This window comes from Pseudoroseomonas cervicalis, assembly GCF_030818485.1.
GTDB lineage: Bacteria > Pseudomonadota > Alphaproteobacteria > Acetobacterales > Acetobacteraceae > Pseudoroseomonas > Pseudoroseomonas cervicalis_A.
On record NZ_JAUTAJ010000004.1, the window covers coordinates 584,070 to 603,480 of the forward strand.

A 19,411-nucleotide genomic window follows, 5' to 3' on the forward strand; every position below is an offset into this window, starting at 1 on the left:
GGTCAGCCCTCCGTCGGAACCAGCACCAGGGTGGACAGGCCGGGCAATTGCAGGTCCAGCGCCGCGTCGAAACCGTGCGAGGCGGCCTCCACGCTGCGCGCCATGCCGCCATTGCCATTGTTGGCGCCGCCATAGATGGCGGCATCGGAATTGAACACCTCGCGCCAGGCACCCGCGATCGGCACGCCGACGCGATAACCCTGGCGCAGCACTGGGGTGAAGTTGCAGATGACCAGCGCCGGCTGCGTGCCCTCCGCGCCATAGCGCAGGAAGGCGTAGACGCTGTTGGCGGAATCATCCAGCACCACCCAGCGGAAGCCCTCGGGCTCGGCATCGCGCTGGTGCAGGGCGGGGGTGTCGGCATAGAGCCGGTTCAGGTCGCGCAGCATGCGCTGCAGCCCGGCATGCGGCGGCTGGTCCAGCAGGTGCCAGTCGACCGAGGAATCATGGTTCCATTCGCGCCGCTGGCCGATCTCGCCGCCCATGAAGAGCAGCTTCTTGCCGGGATGCGTCCACATGAAGCCGAAATAGGCGCGCAGATTGGCGAATTTCTGCCACTCATCACCCGGCATCTTGCCGATCAGCGAGCCCTTGCCATGCACCACCTCGTCATGGCTCAGCGGCAGCATGAAGCGCTCGGAGAAGGCATAGACCAGGCCGAAGGCGATGCCGCCATGGTGGTATTGCCGGTAGATCGGCTCACGCTCCATGTAGTGCAGCGTGTCGTGCATCCACCCCATGTTCCACTTGAAGTCGAAGCCCAGCCCGCCTTCATCCGCGCGGCGGGTGACGCCGGGGAAGGCGGTGCTTTCCTCGGCGATCAGCAGCTTGCCGGGGCAGCGCTCCGCGATGATGCGCGACAGCTCCTGCAGGAAGGAGATGCTCTCGAGATTCTCGCGCCCGCCATGGATATTGGGCACCCATTCATCATGCTTGCGGCTGTAGTCGCGATAGAGCATCGAGGCCACGGCATCGACGCGCAGCGCGTCCACGCCGTAATTCTCCAGCCAGTGCAGCGCGCTGCCGATCAGGAAGTTCCGCACCTCCCGCCGGCCGAGATTGTAGATCAGCGTGTTCCAGTCCTGGTGGAATCCCTCGCGCGGGTCGGCATGCTCATAGAGCGCGGTGCCGTCGAAGCGGGCCAGGCCGTGGCTGTCGGTCGGGAAATGCGCCGGCACCCAGTCGAGGATGACGCCGATCCCCGCCTCATGGCAGCGCTCGACCAGCCGCGCGAAATGCTCGGGCGGGCCGAAGGGCGCGTGCGGCGCGTATTGCCCGAGCGGCTGGTAGCCCCAGGAGCCGCCGAAAGGATGCGCCATGATCGGCAGGAATTCGACATGGGTGAAGCCCATGCCCTGCAGATAGGGGATCAGCCGGTCGCCCAGCTCCTCCCAGCTCAGCGTGCTGTTGCCCTCGCCGCGCATCCACGATCCGGCATGCACCTCATAGACCGAGATGGGCTGCGCCGCGGCCGGCGCATCGCCGCGCCGCAGCGGTGCCGGCGGGGTGAGGCGCGCCGTGTCCATGACGATGGAGCCGGTGGCCGGCGGCGGCTCGCTCTGCCAGGCGAAGGGGTCGGCCTTCAGCGGCAGCAGGCTGCCATTCGGGTCCAGCAGCTCAAATTTGTAGATGGCGCCGGGGCCGATGCCGGGGATGAACAGCTCCCACACCCCGGGCCCATGGCGCAGCCGCATCGGATGGCGGCGGCCATCCCAACTGTTGAAGTCGCCGACGACGGAGACGCGGCGCGCATTCGGCGCCCAGAGCGCGAAGCGCACGCCGCTGATGCCCTGCACCACCATCGGATGCGCGCCGAGGCAGCGGCCGATGTCGCGATGCGCGCCCTCGCCCAGCAGATGCAGGTCGAGCTCGCCCAGCAGCGGGCCGAAGGCATAGGGGTCGTCGATCTCTTCCGCGGTGCCGTCACGCTCGACACGAAGCCGGTAGGGTTCGCCATCCGGCAGCGGGCCTTCGAACAGCCCCGCCGGATGGATCTGCGCCAGGGGTGAGAGCCCCTGGCGCGTCACCGCCGAGACCGCGGCGGCACCCGGCAGCAGGGCGCGCAGCACGCGCCCCCCTTCCGTCTCATGCGGGCCCAGCAGGGCGAAGGGGTCGCCGTGACGGGCCTCGACCAGGGCGGCGATGGCGTCCGGATGCAGTGCGGTCTCGGCCATGCGTCACTCCTTGCCCAGCAGGCGATGGGCCAGGCGGCTGAGGCCGCCCAGCGGGATATGCAGCCAGCCGGGACGGTTGGCCGCCTCGTAGCAGACCTCGTAGGCCGCCTTCTCCAGCAGGAAGAGATCGAGCAGCGCGGCCTCGCTCTCCGGCGTCGACCAGGGGCGCGGCGCCTCCGCCTGGGCGGCGCGATAGGCCTCCAGGAAGGTGGCGGCGGCGCGCTGGCGGAAGCCCTCCAGCAGCGAATCATGCAGGTCGGTGGTCTCGGCCGAGCCGGCGCCGGCACCGGGCTCGGCGCTGGCCACCGCATAGTCGAAGGAGCGCAGCAGCCCCGCCACGTCGCGCAGCGGCGAGCTCTTGGCGCGGCGCTGCGCCAGGGTCTTGGCGGGCTCGCCCTCGAAATCGATGATGCAGGCATCGCCCTGCACCACCAGCACCTGGCCGAGATGGAAATCGCCATGGATGCGCGTCTTCAGCGTGCCCTCGGCGCTGGCGGCGAGCCGGTCGATCGCCTCCAGCAGGCCGGCGCGATTCTCGCGCAGCGCCGCGGCCTCCTCGCTCTGGCCGGCCACCTTCAGCGCCGCCTCGAACTGCGCGCGCGCCGCCTTGGCCCAGGCCTTGACGTCCTTCTCGCTGGCAGGCTCGGGCCTGAAGGCGGCATCCTCGCTGTCCTCGGCCAGCAGCGCGTGCATCTCGCCGAGCCGCCTGCCGAGCGCGCCGGCGAAGACGGCGTAGTTGGCGAAGGCGTCGTCCTGCTCGTCCGAGGCATTGTCCTTCACCGCCAGCTCGGCGATGGAGCGGTTCAGGAACTCGATGGTCCAGCCCCAGCCATCGCCCTGGTTGCGCACGAAGCCCTGCACCACGACCAGGGTGCGCGGCGTGCCATCCGGCGAGACCCGCACCACCTCGCCCAGCAGCGGCGCCGTCTGGCCGAAGCCGCGCTCGGTCAGGTGGCGCGTCATCTCGGTCTCGGGGCTGATGCCCTCGGTGACGCGGCGCACCAGCTTCAGCACCGCATGGTCGCCGATGATGAGGGAGGAATTGGACTGCTCGGCCGAGAGGCGGCGGATCTCCGCATCGGCGGGGATGGCATCGGCATCGAAAAGCGAGGTCGGCAGGAAGCGGATCTCGCCTTCCGACAGCTTCATCACTGCCTCATTCCGCAGCCCGCGCAGCACCGCCTGGGGCAGGGAATCGAGCGCGAAGGCATCGGTCAGCAGGCCGACGCGGCGGCCGCGGCGGACACGCGCCAGCGCCAGCTGCTGCGGCAGCGCGGTGCTGATGTCATCCTCCCAGATGATGCCGAGCGGCAGCAGGTAGCGCGCCGTGCCCTCGCCCTCCGGGACCTCCACCTCGGCCAGCAGCGCCTCGCCATTCTCGGTGGAGAGCGCCTCGGCGAAGGCGAGCCGGGCGCTCGCGACCACACCATCCTTGCCGGCGAACCAGCGGCGGCGGGCCAGGTATTGCGGCAGCGAATCCTGCTCCAGCACCTTGCGCGGCGCGGGCGCCAGCACATCGGCCACACCCCCGCGCAGCACCAGGGTGGAGAGCTCGGACATCGCTTCCGGCGCCGGGGTATGCCAGCTCGGCATCGCAGCCTCCGTGGCGAGAAGGAACCAGTAGAACCCGTAGGGCGGCAGGGTCAGCAGATAGGTCAGCTGCCCGATCGGCGGGAAGGAGGAGCCGCCCACCAGCTCCACCGGCACACGCCCGGCATAGGCGGAAAGGTCGAGCTCCACCGCCTGCGCCGTGCGCGACAGGTTGCAGACGCAGAGGATGGTCTCGCCTTCATGCTCGCGCAGATAGGCCAGGATCTTGCGGTTGCCGGGATAGAGATAGCCGAAGCTGCCGCGGCCGAAGGCCTTGTGCCGCTTGCGCACCGCCAGCATGCGGCGGGTCCAGTTCAGCAGCGAATGCGGGTCGTTGCTCTGCGCCTCGACATTGACCGCCTCGAAGCCATAGACCGGGTCCATGATGGCGGGCAGCACCAGCTGCGCTGGTGTCGCGCGGGAGAAGCCGCCATTGCGGTCGGGCGACCATTGCATCGGCGTGCGCACGCCGTCGCGGTCGCCGAGATGGATGTTGTCGCCCATGCCGATCTCGTCGCCATAGTACATGACCGGCGTGCCCGGCATGGACAACAGCAGGGAATTCATCAGCTCGATGCGGCGGCGGTCATGCTCCAGCAGCGGCGCCAGGCGGCGGCGGATGCCGAGATTGATGCGGGCACGCTTGTCGGAGGCATAGGTCTCCCACAGATAATCCCGCTCCTTGTCGGTCACCATCTCGAGGGTCAGCTCGTCATGGTTGCGCAGGAAGATCGCCCATTGGCAGTTCTCGGGGATCTCCGGCGTCTGCCGCAGGATGTCGGTGATCGGGAAGCGATCCTCCTGCGCCATCGCCATGTACATGCGCGGCATCAGGGGGAAGTGGAACGCCATGTGGCATTCATCGCCATCGCCGAAATACTGCTGCGTGTCCTCGGGCCACTGATTGGCCTCGGCCAGCAGCATGCGGCCCGGCGCGTGCTTGTCCAGCTCGGCGCGGATCTTCTTCAGGACGACATGCGTCTCGGGCAGGTTCTCGTTGTTGGTGCCGTCGCGCTCGATCAGATAGGGGATGGCGTCCAGCCGCAGCCCGTCCACCCCGGCATCCAGCCAGAAGCGCATGACGGAGGTGACCTCCTTCATCACCTGCGGATTGTCGAAATTCAGGTCCGGCTGGTGGCTGTAGAAGCGGTGCCAGAAATAGGCGCCCGCCTCGGCGTCCCAGGTCCAGTTCGACTTCTCGGTGTCGAGGAAGATGATGCGCGTGCCATCATACTTCTTGTCGGTGTCCGACCAGACGTAATAGTCGCGATGCGCCGAGCCCGGCTTCGCCTTGCGCGCCCGCTGGAACCAGGGATGCTGATCCGAGGTGTGGTTGATCACCAGCTCGGTGATGACGCGGATGTTGCGCGCATGCGCCATCTGGATGAAGCGCTTGATGTCGGCCAGCGACCCGTATTCCGGGTGCACCGCCTTGTATTCGGCGATGTCATAGCCGTCGTCGCGCCGCGGCGAGGGGTAGAAGGGCAGCAGCCAGACCGCGTCCACACCGAGGGATTCGATGTAGTCCAGCTTGGCGATCAGCCCGGGCAGATCGCCCACGCCATCATCGTTCGAATCAAAGAACGACTTGATGTGGAGCTGGTAGATCACCGCATCCTTGTACCAGAGCGGGTCAGCCGGCATCTCCGGCTTGCTGTTACGCGGCATGGATCAGGCCTTGTCGGCGGCGCGGATGCGCCAGATGGCGAAGGGCGTGCTGTGCGGGTCCAGGCGGACATGGCGATGCGTGCCGTGCCATGCCTCCTCCCCGCCATGGATCAGATCCTCGGCCAGCAGCCCGGCGCCGGGCGGCAGGCCGAGGGCGGTCTGCGGCAATTCGAAATGGGTCTCCAGCGGCTGGTTCGGGTCCATCGAGACCGCGACCAGCACGATGTTCTCGCCCTCCGGCGTCGCCTTCACATAGGTGAGGATGCCGTCATGGTTGGAACGCAGGAAGGTGGTGCCGAGATGCGTGTGCAGCGCCGGGTTCTGCCGGCGGATGCGGTTCAGCATCGTGATCTCGGCGGTGATGTTGCCCGGGCGGTCGTAATCCCAGACCTTGATCTCGTATTTCTCGCTGTCGAGATATTCTTCCTTGCCCGGCACGGGGCGCGCCTCGCACAGCTCGAAGCCGTTATAGACGCCCCAGAGGCCGGACAGCGTCGCCGCCAGCCCGGCGCGGATCAGATGCCCGCCGCGGCCATTGTTCTGCAGGAAGACTGGGTTGATGTCCGGCGTGTTGACGAAGAAATGCGGGCGGAAGAAATCCGACACCGGCGCGCGGTTCAGCTCCTCCAGATATTCCCGCATCTCCCAGGCGGTGTTGCGCCAGGTGAAATAGGTGTAGCTCTGCGAGAAGCCGATCTTGGCCAGGCGGTACATCACCTTGGGCCGGGTGAAGGCTTCCGACAGGAACACCGCATCGGGCGCCTTGGCGCGCACCTCGCCGATCATCCACTCCCAGAAGGGCAGGGGCTTGGTGTGCGGGTTGTCCACCCGGAACAGGCGCACGCCTTCCTTCACCCAGAACAGCACCACGTCGCGCAGCGCCAGCCACAGCGCCGGCTTGGCGCCCTCGGCGTAGAATTCGACGTTGACGATGTCCTCGTACTTCTTGGGCGGGTTCTCGGCGTAGCGGATGCTGCCATCCGGCCGCCAGGCGAACCATTCGGGATGCTCGCGCAGCCAGGGATGGTCGGGCGAGCACTGGATGGCGAAATCCAGCGCCAGCTCCAGCCCATGCTCCTTGGCCGCCGCCACCAGCCGGCGGAAATCCTCCAGCGTGCCGAGCTCCGGATGCAGCGCGTCATGCCCGCCCGCCTCGGAGCCGATGGCATAGGGGCTGCCCGGATCGCCGGGCTCGGCCTTCAGGCTGTTGTTGCGGCCCTTGCGGTTCTTCTGGCCGATCGGGTGGATCGGCGGGAAGTAGAGCACGTCGAAGCCCATGTCGCGCACCCGCGGCAGGGTGCGGATGACATCGTCGAAGGTGCCGTGCCGGTCGGTGCTGCCGCTCTGCGAGCGCGGGAAGATCTCGTACCAGGACGCGAAGCCGGCCTCGCGCCGCTCGACATCCAGCGGCATCGCCTCGGAGCGCGCCAGGAAGGGGCGGGCATCGGCCTCGGTCATCAATTCGCGGGTGCGCGGCGCGGTGAACAGCGCCACCGCCTCGGCGTCAGAGGCATCGGCCAGGCGTGCGACCAGGGCGCGCAGCTCCTCGGCCTCGGCGCCCGACAGGCGGGGCAGCGCCTCCTCCAGATGGGCAACACCCTCGCGCCGCTCCAGCGCGATCGGCACGCCGGCCTTGTGCTTCTTGGCGATCTCGTCGCGGAAGGCCTCGAAATGGTCGACCCAGGCGATGACGCCATAGACATGGCGGCCGATGCGCTCCGGCACGAAGCTCGCCGCCCAGATGTCGTTGACCACCGGCAGCATCGGCACCTCGTGCCAGGCTTCCTCATCGGCGGCGCGCCACAGCAGGCGGGCGGCCAGCTTGCCATGGCCCTCGGTGAAGATGTCGGCGGTGACGCGCACCGCCTGGCCCACCGCGCGCTTGACCGGGAAGCGCCCCTCATCCACCGCCGGCCGCACCGCCTCGATGGCGATGCGCGCCGCCTCCAGCGCCGCCTCCACCGGCAGATCGGGCAGGGTGATCGGGGTGACGTCCTCGATGGTCATGCAGCGAACCTCTCCGCGGTCGAGGCGCAGCGCGCCATCCTTCAGGGCATCCTTGGGCAGGCGGCCGGGGCGCGGCAGCAGGCCGGTGAGCTGCCCGGCCGACAGGCGCGCCGGGCGTTGCAGGGAGGAATTGGCTACCACCAGCACGCGGCCCGCCGCGCCCTCGCGCAGCAGCGCCACCGGCGCGCGCGGGGCGGAGAGCAGGCGTGGCGTGCCGAGCGGCCGCGGCAGGGCGCGGCGCTCCGCATTGGCCTCGCGCACCGCATCGGTCAGGTCGATGCGCGGCGACTGGCGCAGCGCGGCGAAATGCGCCGCCTCCTGCGCGCCCTGGCCGGCGCGGTGCAGCGCGCCGTATTCGAAGCCCATCGGCATCAGCCAGGCGCCGCCCGCCAGCGCGGCGAAGCGCAGGGCGCGCCGCGCGGCGCGGGCGGCGATGGCGCGGTCGCTGTGCTGCGCCGCCAGGCGCTGGCCGAGCGGTGCCTCCGGCGCCATCAGCAGCGGCGCGATGGGGGAGAGGCGCTCGGTCTCCTCCGCCCACCAGCCGGCGCCGAAATCCCACCAGGGCAGGGAGGAGGCGGCGAAGGCGAAGCCCGCCTGGCGCAGCGCCGGCAGCGCCCCGGCCGGGGTGCCGGGGGTCCAGGCGATGAAGCCGGCCCGCGGCAGCGCCGCGATCTGCCGCGCCCAGAAATCGCCGCCCCAGGCCGGGTCCAGCACGCGGAAGCCGGCGATGCCGGCGGCGTGCCATTCGGCCAGGCGCGCCTGCCACCATTGCGCCAGCGCCTCGGGCGCCGGGCTCGCCAGGCGCGCGGCGGCGTCGCTGCCCGGGGCGCGGCGTGGATCGGGCGGCAGGTCGGCCAGGCCCGGCGCCGCGATCAGCCCGCCCTGCTGGCGCAGCAGCGGCGCCTGGCGGGAGAGCCGCCCGGCCTCGACATCCAGCAGCAGCGCCAGGCCATGGCCGCGCGCCGCCTCGGCCAGGCGGGCGAGCGCCGGCAGCGCCTCGCCGCCGCCCAGCGCCTCGTGCAGCCGGGCGGGGTCGCGCAGCAGCCCGGCCTGGCCGGGCGCCGCATCGAAGGGTGAGGCCAGGCAGACGGCATCGAAGCCGAGGCCGGCGATGCGTCCCAGCTCGGCCGGGGCCGCGTCCAGCGGGCCGAGGGCGAAGGGGTTGAGGTGGTAGAGGGCGTTCGGCAATGCGGCTTCAGGCAACGGGACGCGTCCTTTCGCCAGGGGGCTTTGGAAGGGAAGGCCTCTGGGTCTCGCGGGCCAACGTTGAGGCATGGCCAGGGTTGCGTTGCGCCGCATGGCATTTCCGCGACGCGCGCAACCCGCCCGGTGCCCTGGCGTTCGCATCCCCGAGTGGGATGAGGACGCACGCCATGGAACCTGCCACCCCGCCTCGGGGCGTGCCCTGCCGATGCTGACGCTGCGGCCCGACGCCCCGAATCTCGAAACCCGGGACCCGCCTGACAACCCCGACCCCGGTCACGACATCGCCAAGCCGGACATCGCCGCCCTGGCCGCCCGCTGGCGCCGGGTGCGCGCCCATACCGAGGCGCTGGCGGCCGATCTCAGCGCCGAGGACCAGTGCATCCAGTCCATGCCGGATGCCAGCCCGGCGAAATGGCACCGGGCGCATACCAGCTGGTTCTTCGAGCAGTTCCTGCTGACGCCCTTCCTGCCGGGCTATGAGCCCTGCGACCGGCGCTTCGCCTTCCTGTTCAACTCCTATTACGAGCAGGCCGGGCCGCGGCATGCGCGGCCGCAGCGCGGCATGCTGACGCGACCCTCGGCCGAGGAGGTCGGCGCCTATCGCCGCCATGTCGATGCGGCGATGGAGCGGCTGCTGGCCACGGCGCTGCCGCTCGGGGCGCTGGAGCTGGTCGAGCTCGGCCTGCAGCATGAGCAGCAGCACCAGGAGCTGCTGGTGACCGATCTGCTGCACGGATTTTCCCTCAATCCGCTGCGCCCCGCCATGCTGCCGAATTGGCAGGAGCCGGCCGGCCCCTCGCGCGAGGCGGCGGCGATGCACGTCGTGGAAGGCGGGGTGGTGCGCATCGGCGCGCTGAACAGCGGCTTCGCCTTCGACAATGAGCGGCCCTGCCACGAGGTGCTGCTGCAGCCCTTCCGCATCGCCTCCCACCTGGTGAGCAATGCCGAATGGTGCGGCTTCATCGCCGATGGCGGCTATCGCCAGCCCCTGCTGTGGATGTCGGAAGGATTCTCGGCGGTCCAGGCCGAGAGCTGGGAATCCCCGATGCACTGGGAAAAGCGCGACGGCCACTGGATGCAGATGACGCCGGGCGGGATGCGGCCGCTCGACCCCGCCGCACCGGTGCGCCACATCTCCTGGTACGAGGCCGATGCCTTTGCCCGCTGGGCCGGCAAGCGCCTGCCCACCGAGGCGGAGTGGGAGCACGCGGCGCGGCGCGGCCTGCTCGAGGATGCGGCGCGCTTCGTCTGGGAATGGACCGGCAGCGCCTACCGCCCCTATCCGGGCTTCCGCACCGCCGAGGGCGCGGTCGGCGAGTACAACGGAAAGTTCATGATCAACGCGATGGTGCTGCGCGGCGGCTCGCTCGCCACGCCGCCGGATCATGCGCGGCTGACCTATCGCAATTTCTTCCATCCCGACCGGCGCTGGCAATTCACCGGCCTGCGCCTCGCCGAGGAGGCGTGAGAGCATGCATCCGATCCCGACGCTCGCCGCAGCCGCCAGCGCCTTCGACCCGCTGGTGGCGGAGACCGCGCTGCGCGGCCTGACGGCGCCGCGCAAGACGCTGCCGCCGCATCTGCTCTACGATCCGGAAGGCTGCCGGCTGTTCGAGGCCATCACCACCCTGCCGGAATACTATGTCACCCGCACCGAGCTGGCGCTGCTGCGCCAGATCGGCCCGGATCTGGCGCGCCGCATCGGTCCCGACGCGGCCGTGGTCGAATATGGCGCGGGCTCGGCCACCAAGGCGGCGCTGCTGCTGGCGGCCCTCGACCGGCCTTCCGCCTATGCGCCGCTCGACATCGCGCCGGGCGCGGTGGCGGCGACGGCGGAGGCGGTGCGGCAGCGTTTCCCCGGCCTCGCCGTGCAGCCGATCACCGGCAATTTCATGGAGGCGCTGGCACTGCCCGAGCTGCCGGGCCGGCTGCTCGGCTTCTTTCCCGGCTCCACCATCGGCAATCTGGAGGAGGCGGCGGCGATCGACTTCCTGCGCGCCGCGCGGCAGACGCTGGGCGAGGGGGCGCGCTTCCTGGTGGGGGTCGACCTGCCGAAGGACCCTGCCGTGCTGGTGCCGGCCTATGACGATCCGGCCGGTGTCACCGCCGCCTTCAACCTGAATCTGCTGCACCGGCTGAACCGCGAGGCGGCGGCCGAGTTCGACCCGGCCGGCTTCGCGCACAAGGCGGTGTGGAACGCGGCGCAGAGCCGCATCGAGATGCATCTGGAAAGCCGCCGCGACCAGCGCGCGACGGTGGCCGGTGTCGAGCTGCATTTCGCGGCCGGCGAGACCATCCACACCGAGAGCAGCCACAAGCACGCGCCGGAGCGTTTCCTGGCGATGGCGGAGGCCGCCGGCTGGCGGGGCGAGGCGCTGTGGACCGATGCGCAGCGCATGTTCTCGCTGCATCTGCTGGGCTGAAGCAGCAGGGCGCTGAATGCAGGAAGGCCCGGGGCGATCGCTCGCCCCGGGCCTTCCTTTTCGACCTGCGCCGCTTCAGCGGTAGCGATGGCCGCGCAGCAGCCGCGCCGTCAGCACCGAGACGGCGGTGACCGCGATGGCCGAGAGGATCGGGTTGGACACCACCGGCTGGGTGAAGCGGTTGAAGCGCGCCACCAGCCCCTTGCCCTGCACCGGAACCAGCGGCTGCTCGCCGCCATCCTCGTCCAGCATGGCGGCGTAGCGGTCGCGCGTGGCACGCACCTGGCGATGCTGGCGCTGCAGCAGGGCACGCGCCTCGGCCGGCAGGTCGTGGCTGTCCAGCGCCTCGTCATAGGCGTCTTCCAGCGCCGCCTCGCCGCGCACCACCTCGCGCAGCACGCGGGCGCGGCCCTGGCCGAACAGGCTGCCCTTCAGGTCCAGATAGACACGATGCGCGGCGCCCAGCGTGCTGCCGCCCTTGCGCGGCGCCTCATTGTGCTGGCGCAGCAGCGTGTCGACCTCCTGCGCCATGCGCTCGCGCTTCTCCGCCAGCTCGGCGAATTCGATGCGCAGGAAGCGGTCCGAGGTCAGGCGCCGCCCCTGGTCATAGCCGCGATGGCTGTCATGCAGATAGGCGCTGAGGGTGCGCAGCGCGCCGGGCTGGATGCCGTCCGCCGCGGCGACCAGCCGCTCCTCCCTGCCGGTGGTGATGCTCATACTGCCTCCTTTCCGGCCATGCCTGATGGCCCATGCAGGGAGAACGCAGGGGCCGCCGCTTCGTTGACGCTCGCCCCTGGTCTCAGGCGCTGCGGCGGCGCGGCGCGGCGGGCTTGCTGGCGGGCTTCGCGCGGGTCGCCGCGCTCTTCTTTGGCGCCGCTTGCTTCGCCGGCGGCTGACCGGCGCTCTTGGCCGTGGTTTTGCGAGCGGCGGGTTTCGCCTTGGACTTGGCGGGGGCGGCCTTGCTGCTGGCGGTGGCACGGCGGGGCGGCGGCTTCGTGGTGCCCCGGGAACCCGTCCCGGCGGAACCGCGCCGCGACCCGCCGCCGCCATCGCCGCCACCCGCCTGGCCCAGGCTGCGCTTCAGCGCCGTCATCAGGTCGATGACATTGCCGCGCGGCGCCTCCTCCTCTTCCGGCTCCAGCTCCTGGCCCTCGCGCTTCGCCTCGATCAGCTGGCGCAGCCGCGCCTCGTAGCGATCCTCGGCATCGGCGGGGTCGTATTCATCGGCCTGGCGCTCGATCAGCTGACGCGCCAGCTTCACCATGGCGCGGTCGGGGCGCTCATGCGGGATGTCGGCGAAGGCATCCTCGGCGGCGTGCAGATCGCCTTCCTCCAGCAGCGTGTGCAGCACCATGCCATCGCCGCGCGGCATGACGGCGACCGCGCGCTCGCGCCGGAACAGCACCAGCCGGGACAGCGCCATCATGCCGCTCTGCGCCAGCGCCTCGCGCAGCACCGCATAGACATCGGCATTCTCGTCGCCATCCGGCACCAGATAGTAGCCGGCATCGTAATGCAGCGGGTCGATCGCATCGCGGGGGATGCATTTGCCGAGCGACAGGGTGCGGCTGCTCTCCACCCGGGCGGAGTCGAAATCCTCCTCCGTCAGGGTAACGTATTCGTCCTTCTCCACCTCATAGCCGCGCAGGAGATCGCGGCGCTGCAGCTCCTCGCCGGTCTCGGCATCCACCGTCAGCATGCGCACGCGGTTGCCGGTGTCGGGGTTGATCATGTGGAAATGCAGATTGTTCCGCTCATGCCGCGCCGGCAACAGCGCCACCGGGCAGGAGACGAGCGCCAGGCGCAGCGTGCCGCGCCAGAGGGGGCGGGGCGTGTGGTCGCTCATCATCGGCTCCGCTTGGTTTTGGGGGCGGCGTCGGGCGGCGCGGGCAGGCGCTGGCGCAGATCGTGCCAGCCCTCCCACGGGTCGCGGCGCTGCCGCGCCAGCCGCTTCGGCACGGTCTCCAGCGTGAAGGCCAGCGGGTCCAGGCCCGGCTTCACCTCGCGCCAGGCGAGCGGCGTCGCCACCGGCGCGCCCGGCCGGGCGCGCGGCGAGAAGCTGGCCACCGCCGTGGCGCCGCGCCCGTTGCGCAGCCAGTCGATCAGGATGCGGCCGCGCCGCTTCGCCTTGGAGACGGTGGCGACGAAGCGGCGCGGCGCGGCGGCCGACAGCGTCTCGGCGATGCCGCGCGCGAAATCGCGCAGCGAATCCCAATCCGCCCCCGGCGCCAGCGGGGCGACCAGATGCAGCCCCTTGCCGCCGCTGGTGCGGCAGAAGCTCTCCAGCCCGATGCCCCGCAGCGCGTCGCGGATGTCGCGCGCCGCCTGCACCACATCGTCGAAGACCACGCCCTCGCCAGGGTCGAGGTCCAGCACCAGCCGGTCCGGCTGGTCGGGCTCGGATTCGGGCGCGCCCCAGCCATGCAGCTCGATCGCCGCGAGCTGGGCGCAGGCCAGCAGCCCGTCCAGGCCATCCACCGCCAGATAGGGGTCGCCCTGGCTCTCCCCGGCGCGCAGGGCGGGCGGGTTGCCGCGCATGGCGTGCTTCTGAAAGAAGCTCTCTCCGTCGATACCCTCCGGGCAGCGCAGCAGGGCCAGCGGCCGCTGGGCGATGCCGGGCAGGGCATGCTCCGCCACGGCGCGCCAGTAATCGGCCAGATCCTGCTTGGTGATGCCGGGCCAGAGCTCACGTTCGGGATGCGTCAGCCGTGGCGCGGCCGGGTCGCCCTTGCCCTTTCCGGCCGCGCGCGCCGGGCTGGCACGGGCCGGTTTCGTGGGGGGCGGCTCGGGCGGGTCTTCCGGCGCGGCGCGGGCGCCGCCGCGCGTGGCGGGCAGCCGGTGTTCCTTGCCCTCGGCCTCCACCACGGCGCGGCGCACCTGGCCGGCGCGCTTGTCCTCCCGCAGGCCCAGGAAGACGGCCTGCCGTACCCGTCCGGCGGCGGTCCAGCCGATGAAGCGGATCTCGGCCACCAGCTCCGGCCGCACCCAGTGGATCGCGCGCTCCGGCGGGTCGCCGGCATGGCGCAGCGCCGGGCGGCCGGCGGCGAGCCGGTCCAGGCGGCGGCGCAGATCGCGCAGCGTGCCGGCATCGAAGCCGGTGCCGACGCCGCCCGCATAATGGAGCGCGCCGTCGAGGTCGTAATAGCCCAGATGCAGCGCGCCGAAATGCTGGCGGCTGCCGGCGGGGGGCGTCCAGCCCAGGATCACCAGCTCCTCCCGCCCGCCGCATTTCAGCTTGCGCCAGGCGGTGCTGCGGCCGGCGGCGTAGGGTGCGTCGGCGCGCTTGCTGATGATGCCTTCCAGCCCCATGGCGCAGGCGCGGGCCCGCATCGCCTCGGCCTGGCCTTCGACATGGTCGCTGTAGCGCAGCCGGTCGTCGAAGCCGACCAGCCGCTGCAGCGCCGCCTTGCGCGCCACCAGCGGAGCGCGGCGCAGATCCCAGCCCTCCCAGTGCAGCAGGTCGAACAGATAGAGATGCAGCCCGCCGGTGCGGCCCTCCGACAGGGCTTTCTGCAGATCGCCGAAGGAGGAAAGCCCGTCGCGCCGCAGCGCCACCAGCTCGCCATCCAGGAGCGCGTCGCGCGGGCCCAGCGCCTCGGCGGCTTTCGCCAGCTCCGGCAGGCGGTGGGTCCAGTCCTGCGCGCCGCGGGTGATCAGCCTTGCCTTGCCGCCCTGCAGCCGCAGCAGGATACGGTAGCCATCGAACTTCACCTCGCTGAGCCAGCCGGGCTCCTCGGGCAGTTCGGTGGCCAGGCTCGCCAGCTGCGGGCGCGCCTCCTTCGGCAGGCCGGCGCGGCGGGCGCCGGGGGCAGGGGGCGTGTCCGGGCGGGCGGGGGCGGCGCGGCCTTTCGTCCCGGGTGCCGCCGGCCGGCCGGGGGCGGTCGCCTGGGCGGCGATCCGGGCGGGGGTCGCGCCGGAGCCACGCGATGATCCTTTTTCCGCGGCCCGCGACGCTGCCTTGCGGGAGGCCTCCCGCGTCTCTGCCGACGCCGTCCCGCTGGCACGGCCTGCCTGGCCCCGGCTGGCGACGGGCTTGCCGCCCCGCGCCCGGCCTGGCGCCGGTGGCGCTTCGATCGCTGCCTCCAGCCGCGCCGCATCGGCGCCGGGCTGGACGAAATCGTCGCGCTCCTTGATCAGCAGCCAGTTCTCACCCTTCTCCCGCCCGCGTGGCGCCATGCGCACCAGCACGAAGCGGCCCCGCAGCCGGCGGCCCTCCAGGGTAAATTTCAGCTCGCCCCTGGCCAGGGCGGCGGCGGGGTCGGCCGGGCCGTCCCACCGGCCATAATCCCAGCGCTCCACCGTGCCGGCGCCATACTGGCCCTCCGGGATGGTGCCGGCGAATTCGGCATAGGCGAGGGGATGGTCCTCGGTGCGCACCGCCAGGCGCTTGTCGGCGGGGTCCAGGGAGGGCCCCTTCGGCACCGCCCAGCTCCACAGCACGCCGCCATGCTCCAGGCGGAAATCCCAGTGCAGGCGGCGCGCATCATGCTTCTGCACGACGAAGATGGGCGGGCGGCGGCCGGCGCGAGGCGCGGCGGGGCCGGGCTCCGGCGTGCGGTCGAAATGCCGTTTCTGCCGGTAGCGCTCCAGGCTCGGCGCGGGGGACGGCGAAGCCGCCATCGCCGCCTCCCGCCCCGGCTCAGCGCTTGGCGGGCGGCGGCTCGACCGGCTCGGCCGTGCCGTATTGCGTGCCCGGGAATTCCTTGTGCGCGGTGGGCGGCACCGGGCGCGGCTGCGGGTCCTCGCGCGGCGGCGCCTCCGGCGGCGGCGGGCTGGGCGCGGGCGGCGCCTCGGCCGGCCGCTCCGGGATGCTGGGCGGCGGCTGCGGCGTCTCCGGCGTCAGCTGCGCGCGGCGCGTCTCGGCCTGGCCGGCATGGGTGCTGGCCTGGCCATCGCCGGCGGGCGGGCGGGGCGGCTGTCGGGTGTCGGACATGGCGGATCCTCCTTGCAGAACGGGTGCGGCGGCCGGGGCGCCCGCGGGCGCCGCGCGGCCGTCAGCGCGATGCGGCCAGCCGCAGCTCGCCCAATGGACGCCCCGCCTGCTCGGCCGCGGCCGGCAGGCCCTGGCCGAGCCGCAGCGCGGCCTCCCGCACCGAGGCGCGATGCGCGGCCAGGCGCTGCGCCAGCGCCGCCCGCAGCGCGTAGGACGGGCTGTCTTCCTGGGTTTCGGAAAGCGGCGCGAAGCGGGTCAGGGGCATCAATCGGGTTCCAGGTGGGATCTCGGCCTCGGCGACTGCCGGCGCGGGACCGCGCCGGCCGGTGCGTCAGGCCTCGCCGGCGGCCGGCTCGCTGGCGGAGCGGCCGGTCTTGCTGTGGGTCGCCTGGCCGCCCTTGCGGCCGGCCTGCGCCGCCAGGCTGCGGTCGCGGGAGAAGGAACGGTCGGCCGCCTTGACCGCCTGGCCGCCCTTGCGGCCGGCCTCGGCGGCGAGGCTCGGATCCTGGGCGAAGCTGCGCTTGGCCGCGGGCACGGACTGGCCGCCCTTGGAGGCGATGCTGCGCTGCTTCTCCTGGTCCATCGAGGCGAAGCCCTGCTTGCCGCCGCCGCTGCTGCGAGTCTGACTCATGGTCATGCTCCTGTCGCTGGCCCCGCGCCGGGGCCGGTGGGGTTGAAGGGGCCGGGCATCGCGACGCCCAGGCTTCCGACCAACCGCCCCGCTTCGCTCAAGTTCCCGCCCTGCTGGCGCTGCTGCGGAAAAACCGGCCGGTTCACGCCTGTGTGACCCGGGATGGGGACAGTCAGGTGCTCAGCACCGCCGAGAAGATGAAGCCCAGCACCACCAGGACCAGGGAGATCAGCAGCACCCAGCGGACGCGGCCGAGGGTGACGCCCTGCCGGGCCTCGTTGGTGGGGATGGGCTTGTCCGGCATCGGCGCCGCGTGGTGGCCGGGCGGCGGCTCGATGACGCGCTCGCGGGCAGGCTTGTCGCTGGTGTCGCTCATGGCGGCAGGCTCCCTCGATCGTGCCAGGGGGTACTCCCTGCGCTGGGGGAAAAAGCCTGGCGCCGCTTGAAGTTGCACCGCCGGGCCGGGGCGGGGGGGCTGCGCCACGCGGCGCCGCGGAACCGCGGGCGGGCCGCCGCGTTGCAGCGACATGGCCGCAACAGCGACAGGAGGCCCCGACATGTCCGGCAGCAGCCCCGCAACCCCGCCCCTGGCCCCCGATACCGGCGGCGCGCCGCCGCCGCTCGATCCGCCGCGCGGCGCGCCGCTGATCGCCTCCGACCGGGTCGAGGGCACGGCGGTCTACGACCCCTCCGGCAACAGGCTCGGCGCCATCGAGACGCTGATGATCGACAAGGTCGAGGGCCGCGTCGAATACGCCGTGCTGAGCTTCGGCGGGTTCCTGGGCTTCAACACCTCGCACTACCCGCTGCCCTGGGACCGGCTGCGCTATGACACCGGGCTCGGCGGCTATGTGGTCGATGTGACCGAGGCGCAGCTTTCCGCGGCGCCCTCCTATCCGCAGGACCAGCCGGTGGACTGGTCGGATCATGGCTGGGGGGAGAAGCTGCGCGGCTATTACGGGCCTTCGCCCTATGGCTCGCGCGACGGGCTCTGAGCCCATGCGAAAGGGGAGGGCGCGCGCCCTCCCCAAATGTCGTCCGCAGGATGCGCCCCCGGGCGGGGCGGCGCGCCGCCTAGCTGGCCAGCCGGCGGCGCTCCTCCAGCGAATGGCTGCGGTGGAATCGCGGCGCCGGCTGGCGCGTCGCATTCTCCTCCTCGAGCAGGGCGTAGAGGGCGGAGCGCGCCCGGTGCACCCGGCTCTTCACCGTGCCCACCGCGCAGCCCAGCACCTTCGCCACATCCTCGTAGGGCAGGCCGGAGCCGGCCACGAGGGTGAGGATCGAGCGGTGATCCTCCGGCAGGCGGTGGAAGATGCGCTGGAAATCGGACAGCTCCAGCCCCTCATCCTGGCGGGCGGAGACGGTGATGCGCTCCAGCTCGCTATCGTCCATCTCCCGCGTCAGCCGCCGCTTCGCCACGAATTCGTTGAGGAAGCGGTTGCGCAGGATGGTGAAGGCCCAGGCCTTGAAATTGGTTCCGGGCTGGAAGCGGTCGGCGGAATTGAGCATCCGCACCACGGCGTCCTGCACCAGGTCATCCGCATCATGCCGGTTGCGCGTCAGGGACCGGGCATAGGCGCGGAGATCGGGCAGGCAGGCGAGCAGTTCATCTTCGATCGGCGCCATTTTGACCTGATTTGCTGACTGCATTGCCGGTTCAAACGTGCCGCCGGAGGGGGAGTTGCGACCCGCCGGCCACAGCGGGTGCGAAACGAAAGCGCGAAACCCCTCCACACGCGGATGTTAGGCGCACGTTAAGATGCTGCGCTGCGGCGACCCGATCGCGCCCGCCGGTGGTCGGCGGGCGGCGCCGCAGCCAGGGCGGCCGCGCCGCCCCAGCAGGAGAGTTCCCCCATGTATCTCGACCGTCCCGTCGCCGCCCAGGACCTGCCCGCCAGCCGCCAGGGCAGCCTGCAGGCGCGATTCGACAATCTGTCCCTGCGGCTGGAGGAGCAAAGCCGCAGCCTCTGGTGCCACATGACCCCCGCCGGCAAGCCCAGCTACACCATGGCGCTGATGCGCGACGTGCACGCCATGCAGCACCATGTGGCGGCGCAGTTCTCGGCCAGCGCCACGCCGCCGGCCGATTGGTTCGTCATGGCCTCCGCCGTGCCCGGCATCTACAATCTGGGCGGCGACCTGGCGCATTTCGCCGAGCGCATCCGCTCCCGCGACCACGAGTCGCTGGTGCGCTACGGCCATGTCGCGGTGGAGGCGATCCACCGCAACCACATCGCCTTCGGCCAGCCCATGGTGACGCTGGCCCTGGTGCAGGGCGACGCGCTGGGCGGCGGCTTCGAGCATGCGCTCTCCTTCGACATGATCGTGGCCGAGCGCAGCGCCAAGCTCGGCCTGCCGGAGGTGCTGTTCAACATGTTCCCCGGCATGGGCGCCTACAGCTTCCTCTCCCGCCGGATCGACCGGCGCCGGGCGGAGGCGCTGATCAGCTCGGGCCGCATCCACAGCGCCGAGGAGCTGCACGAGATGGGCGTGGTCGACATCCTGGCCGAGGATGGCGAGGGCGAGACGGTGGCGCGCGAATACATCGCCCGGCATGCCCGCAAGCACAACGCGCTGCTGACCATGCTGCGGGCGCGCCGCCGGGTCGACCCGGTCACGCTGGAGGAGCTGCGCGACGTGGTCGAGATGTGGGCCGCGGCGGCGATGAATCTGGGCGAGGCCGACCTGAAGAAGATGGACCGGCTGGTGGCGGCGCAGGACCGGCGCCTGGCCGCCATGGGCTCGCCCGGCTACGCGACCGCGGCCGAATGAGCCGGCA

At 71.5% G+C, this 19,411-nt stretch carries 15 protein-coding genes; 4 read left to right on the forward strand and 11 right to left on the reverse strand.

Annotated features, from left to right (window positions below):
* Positions 1-2 precede the first annotated feature (2 nt).
* From glgB to QE401_RS06620, 3 genes are read right to left on the reverse strand one after another with little or no spacing between them, the layout of a single operon-like run.
* Positions 3-2,174, reverse strand: coding sequence for a 1,4-alpha-glucan branching protein GlgB (gene glgB / locus QE401_RS06610; protein ID WP_307137455.1), 2,172 nt, complete (start codon positions 2,172-2,174; stop codon positions 3-5).
* Positions 2,175-2,177: 3 nt separating this feature from the next.
* Positions 2,178-5,432, reverse strand: a complete 3,255-nt coding sequence (treS, locus tag QE401_RS06615) for a maltose alpha-D-glucosyltransferase (protein ID WP_307137456.1) — start codon at positions 5,430-5,432, stop codon at positions 2,178-2,180.
* Between the two features lie 3 nt (positions 5,433-5,435).
* Complete coding sequence (locus QE401_RS06620; RefSeq protein ID WP_307137457.1) at positions 5,436-8,642, reverse strand: alpha-1,4-glucan--maltose-1-phosphate maltosyltransferase; 3,207 nt, start codon at positions 8,640-8,642, stop codon at positions 5,436-5,438.
* A 208-nt stretch (positions 8,643-8,850) separates the two neighbouring features.
* Between QE401_RS06620 and egtB the strand changes: the two genes are divergently transcribed.
* Together egtB and egtD are read left to right on the forward strand one after the other, a co-directional pair.
* A complete protein-coding gene (gene egtB / locus QE401_RS06625; protein WP_307137458.1) occupies positions 8,851-10,113 on the forward strand; it encodes an ergothioneine biosynthesis protein EgtB in 1,263 nt (420 codons plus the stop codon).
* Positions 10,114-10,117: 4 nt separating this feature from the next.
* Positions 10,118-11,068, forward strand: coding sequence for an L-histidine N(alpha)-methyltransferase (egtD, locus tag QE401_RS06630; protein WP_307137459.1), 951 nt, complete (start codon positions 10,118-10,120; stop codon positions 11,066-11,068).
* 75 nt (positions 11,069-11,143) lie between these two features.
* On the opposite strand, the gene QE401_RS06635 is transcribed toward egtD, so the two are convergent.
* From QE401_RS06635 to QE401_RS06665, 7 genes are all read right to left on the reverse strand, one after another.
* The gene (locus tag QE401_RS06635) at positions 11,144-11,785 is read right to left on the reverse strand and encodes a PA2169 family four-helix-bundle protein (RefSeq protein WP_307137460.1); all 642 of its coding nucleotides are present in this window, start codon (positions 11,783-11,785) and stop codon (positions 11,144-11,146) included.
* An 82-nt stretch (positions 11,786-11,867) separates the two neighbouring features.
* The gene (gene ku, locus QE401_RS06640) at positions 11,868-12,914 is read right to left on the reverse strand and encodes a non-homologous end joining protein Ku (RefSeq protein WP_307137461.1); all 1,047 of its coding nucleotides are present in this window, start codon (positions 12,912-12,914) and stop codon (positions 11,868-11,870) included.
* Positions 12,914-15,688 (reverse strand): DNA ligase D, encoded by a 2,775-nt coding sequence (gene ligD / locus QE401_RS06645; RefSeq protein WP_307137462.1) that lies wholly within the window; start codon positions 15,686-15,688, stop codon positions 12,914-12,916. Before ligD ends, ku begins: the two co-directional genes overlap by 1 nt.
* Before the next feature lie 19 nt (positions 15,689-15,707).
* Positions 15,708-16,001: a hypothetical protein gene (locus QE401_RS06650; protein ID WP_307137463.1), complete on the reverse strand. Its 294-nt coding sequence runs from the start codon at positions 15,999-16,001 to the stop codon at positions 15,708-15,710.
* Between the two features lie 61 nt (positions 16,002-16,062).
* On the reverse strand, positions 16,063-16,266 hold the full coding sequence (locus QE401_RS06655; protein ID WP_307137464.1) for a hypothetical protein: 204 nt from the start codon (positions 16,264-16,266) through the stop codon (positions 16,063-16,065).
* Between the two features lie 66 nt (positions 16,267-16,332).
* Complete coding sequence (locus QE401_RS06660; RefSeq protein ID WP_475638075.1) at positions 16,333-16,632, reverse strand: KGG domain-containing protein; 300 nt, start codon at positions 16,630-16,632, stop codon at positions 16,333-16,335.
* Positions 16,633-16,804: 172 nt separating this feature from the next.
* A complete protein-coding gene (locus QE401_RS06665) occupies positions 16,805-17,008 on the reverse strand; it encodes a hypothetical protein (protein WP_307137466.1) in 204 nt (67 codons plus the stop codon).
* A 181-nt stretch (positions 17,009-17,189) separates the two neighbouring features.
* Between QE401_RS06665 and QE401_RS06670 the strand changes: the two genes are divergently transcribed.
* Complete coding sequence (locus tag QE401_RS06670) at positions 17,190-17,627, forward strand: PRC-barrel domain-containing protein (RefSeq protein WP_307137467.1); 438 nt, start codon at positions 17,190-17,192, stop codon at positions 17,625-17,627.
* Positions 17,628-17,706: 79 nt separating this feature from the next.
* On the opposite strand, the gene QE401_RS06675 is transcribed toward QE401_RS06670, so the two are convergent.
* Positions 17,707-18,258 carry a sigma-70 family RNA polymerase sigma factor gene (locus tag QE401_RS06675; protein WP_307137468.1) on the reverse strand — a complete coding sequence of 184 codons (552 nt, stop codon included), beginning with the start codon at positions 18,256-18,258 and terminating at the stop codon, positions 17,707-17,709.
* Between the two features lie 228 nt (positions 18,259-18,486).
* Here QE401_RS06675 and QE401_RS06680 point away from each other — a divergent pair, with 228 nt between their 5' ends.
* Positions 18,487-19,404 (forward strand): crotonase/enoyl-CoA hydratase family protein, encoded by a 918-nt coding sequence (locus tag QE401_RS06680; protein WP_307137469.1) that lies wholly within the window; start codon positions 18,487-18,489, stop codon positions 19,402-19,404.
* The last annotated feature ends 7 nt before the right edge of the window (positions 19,405-19,411 follow it).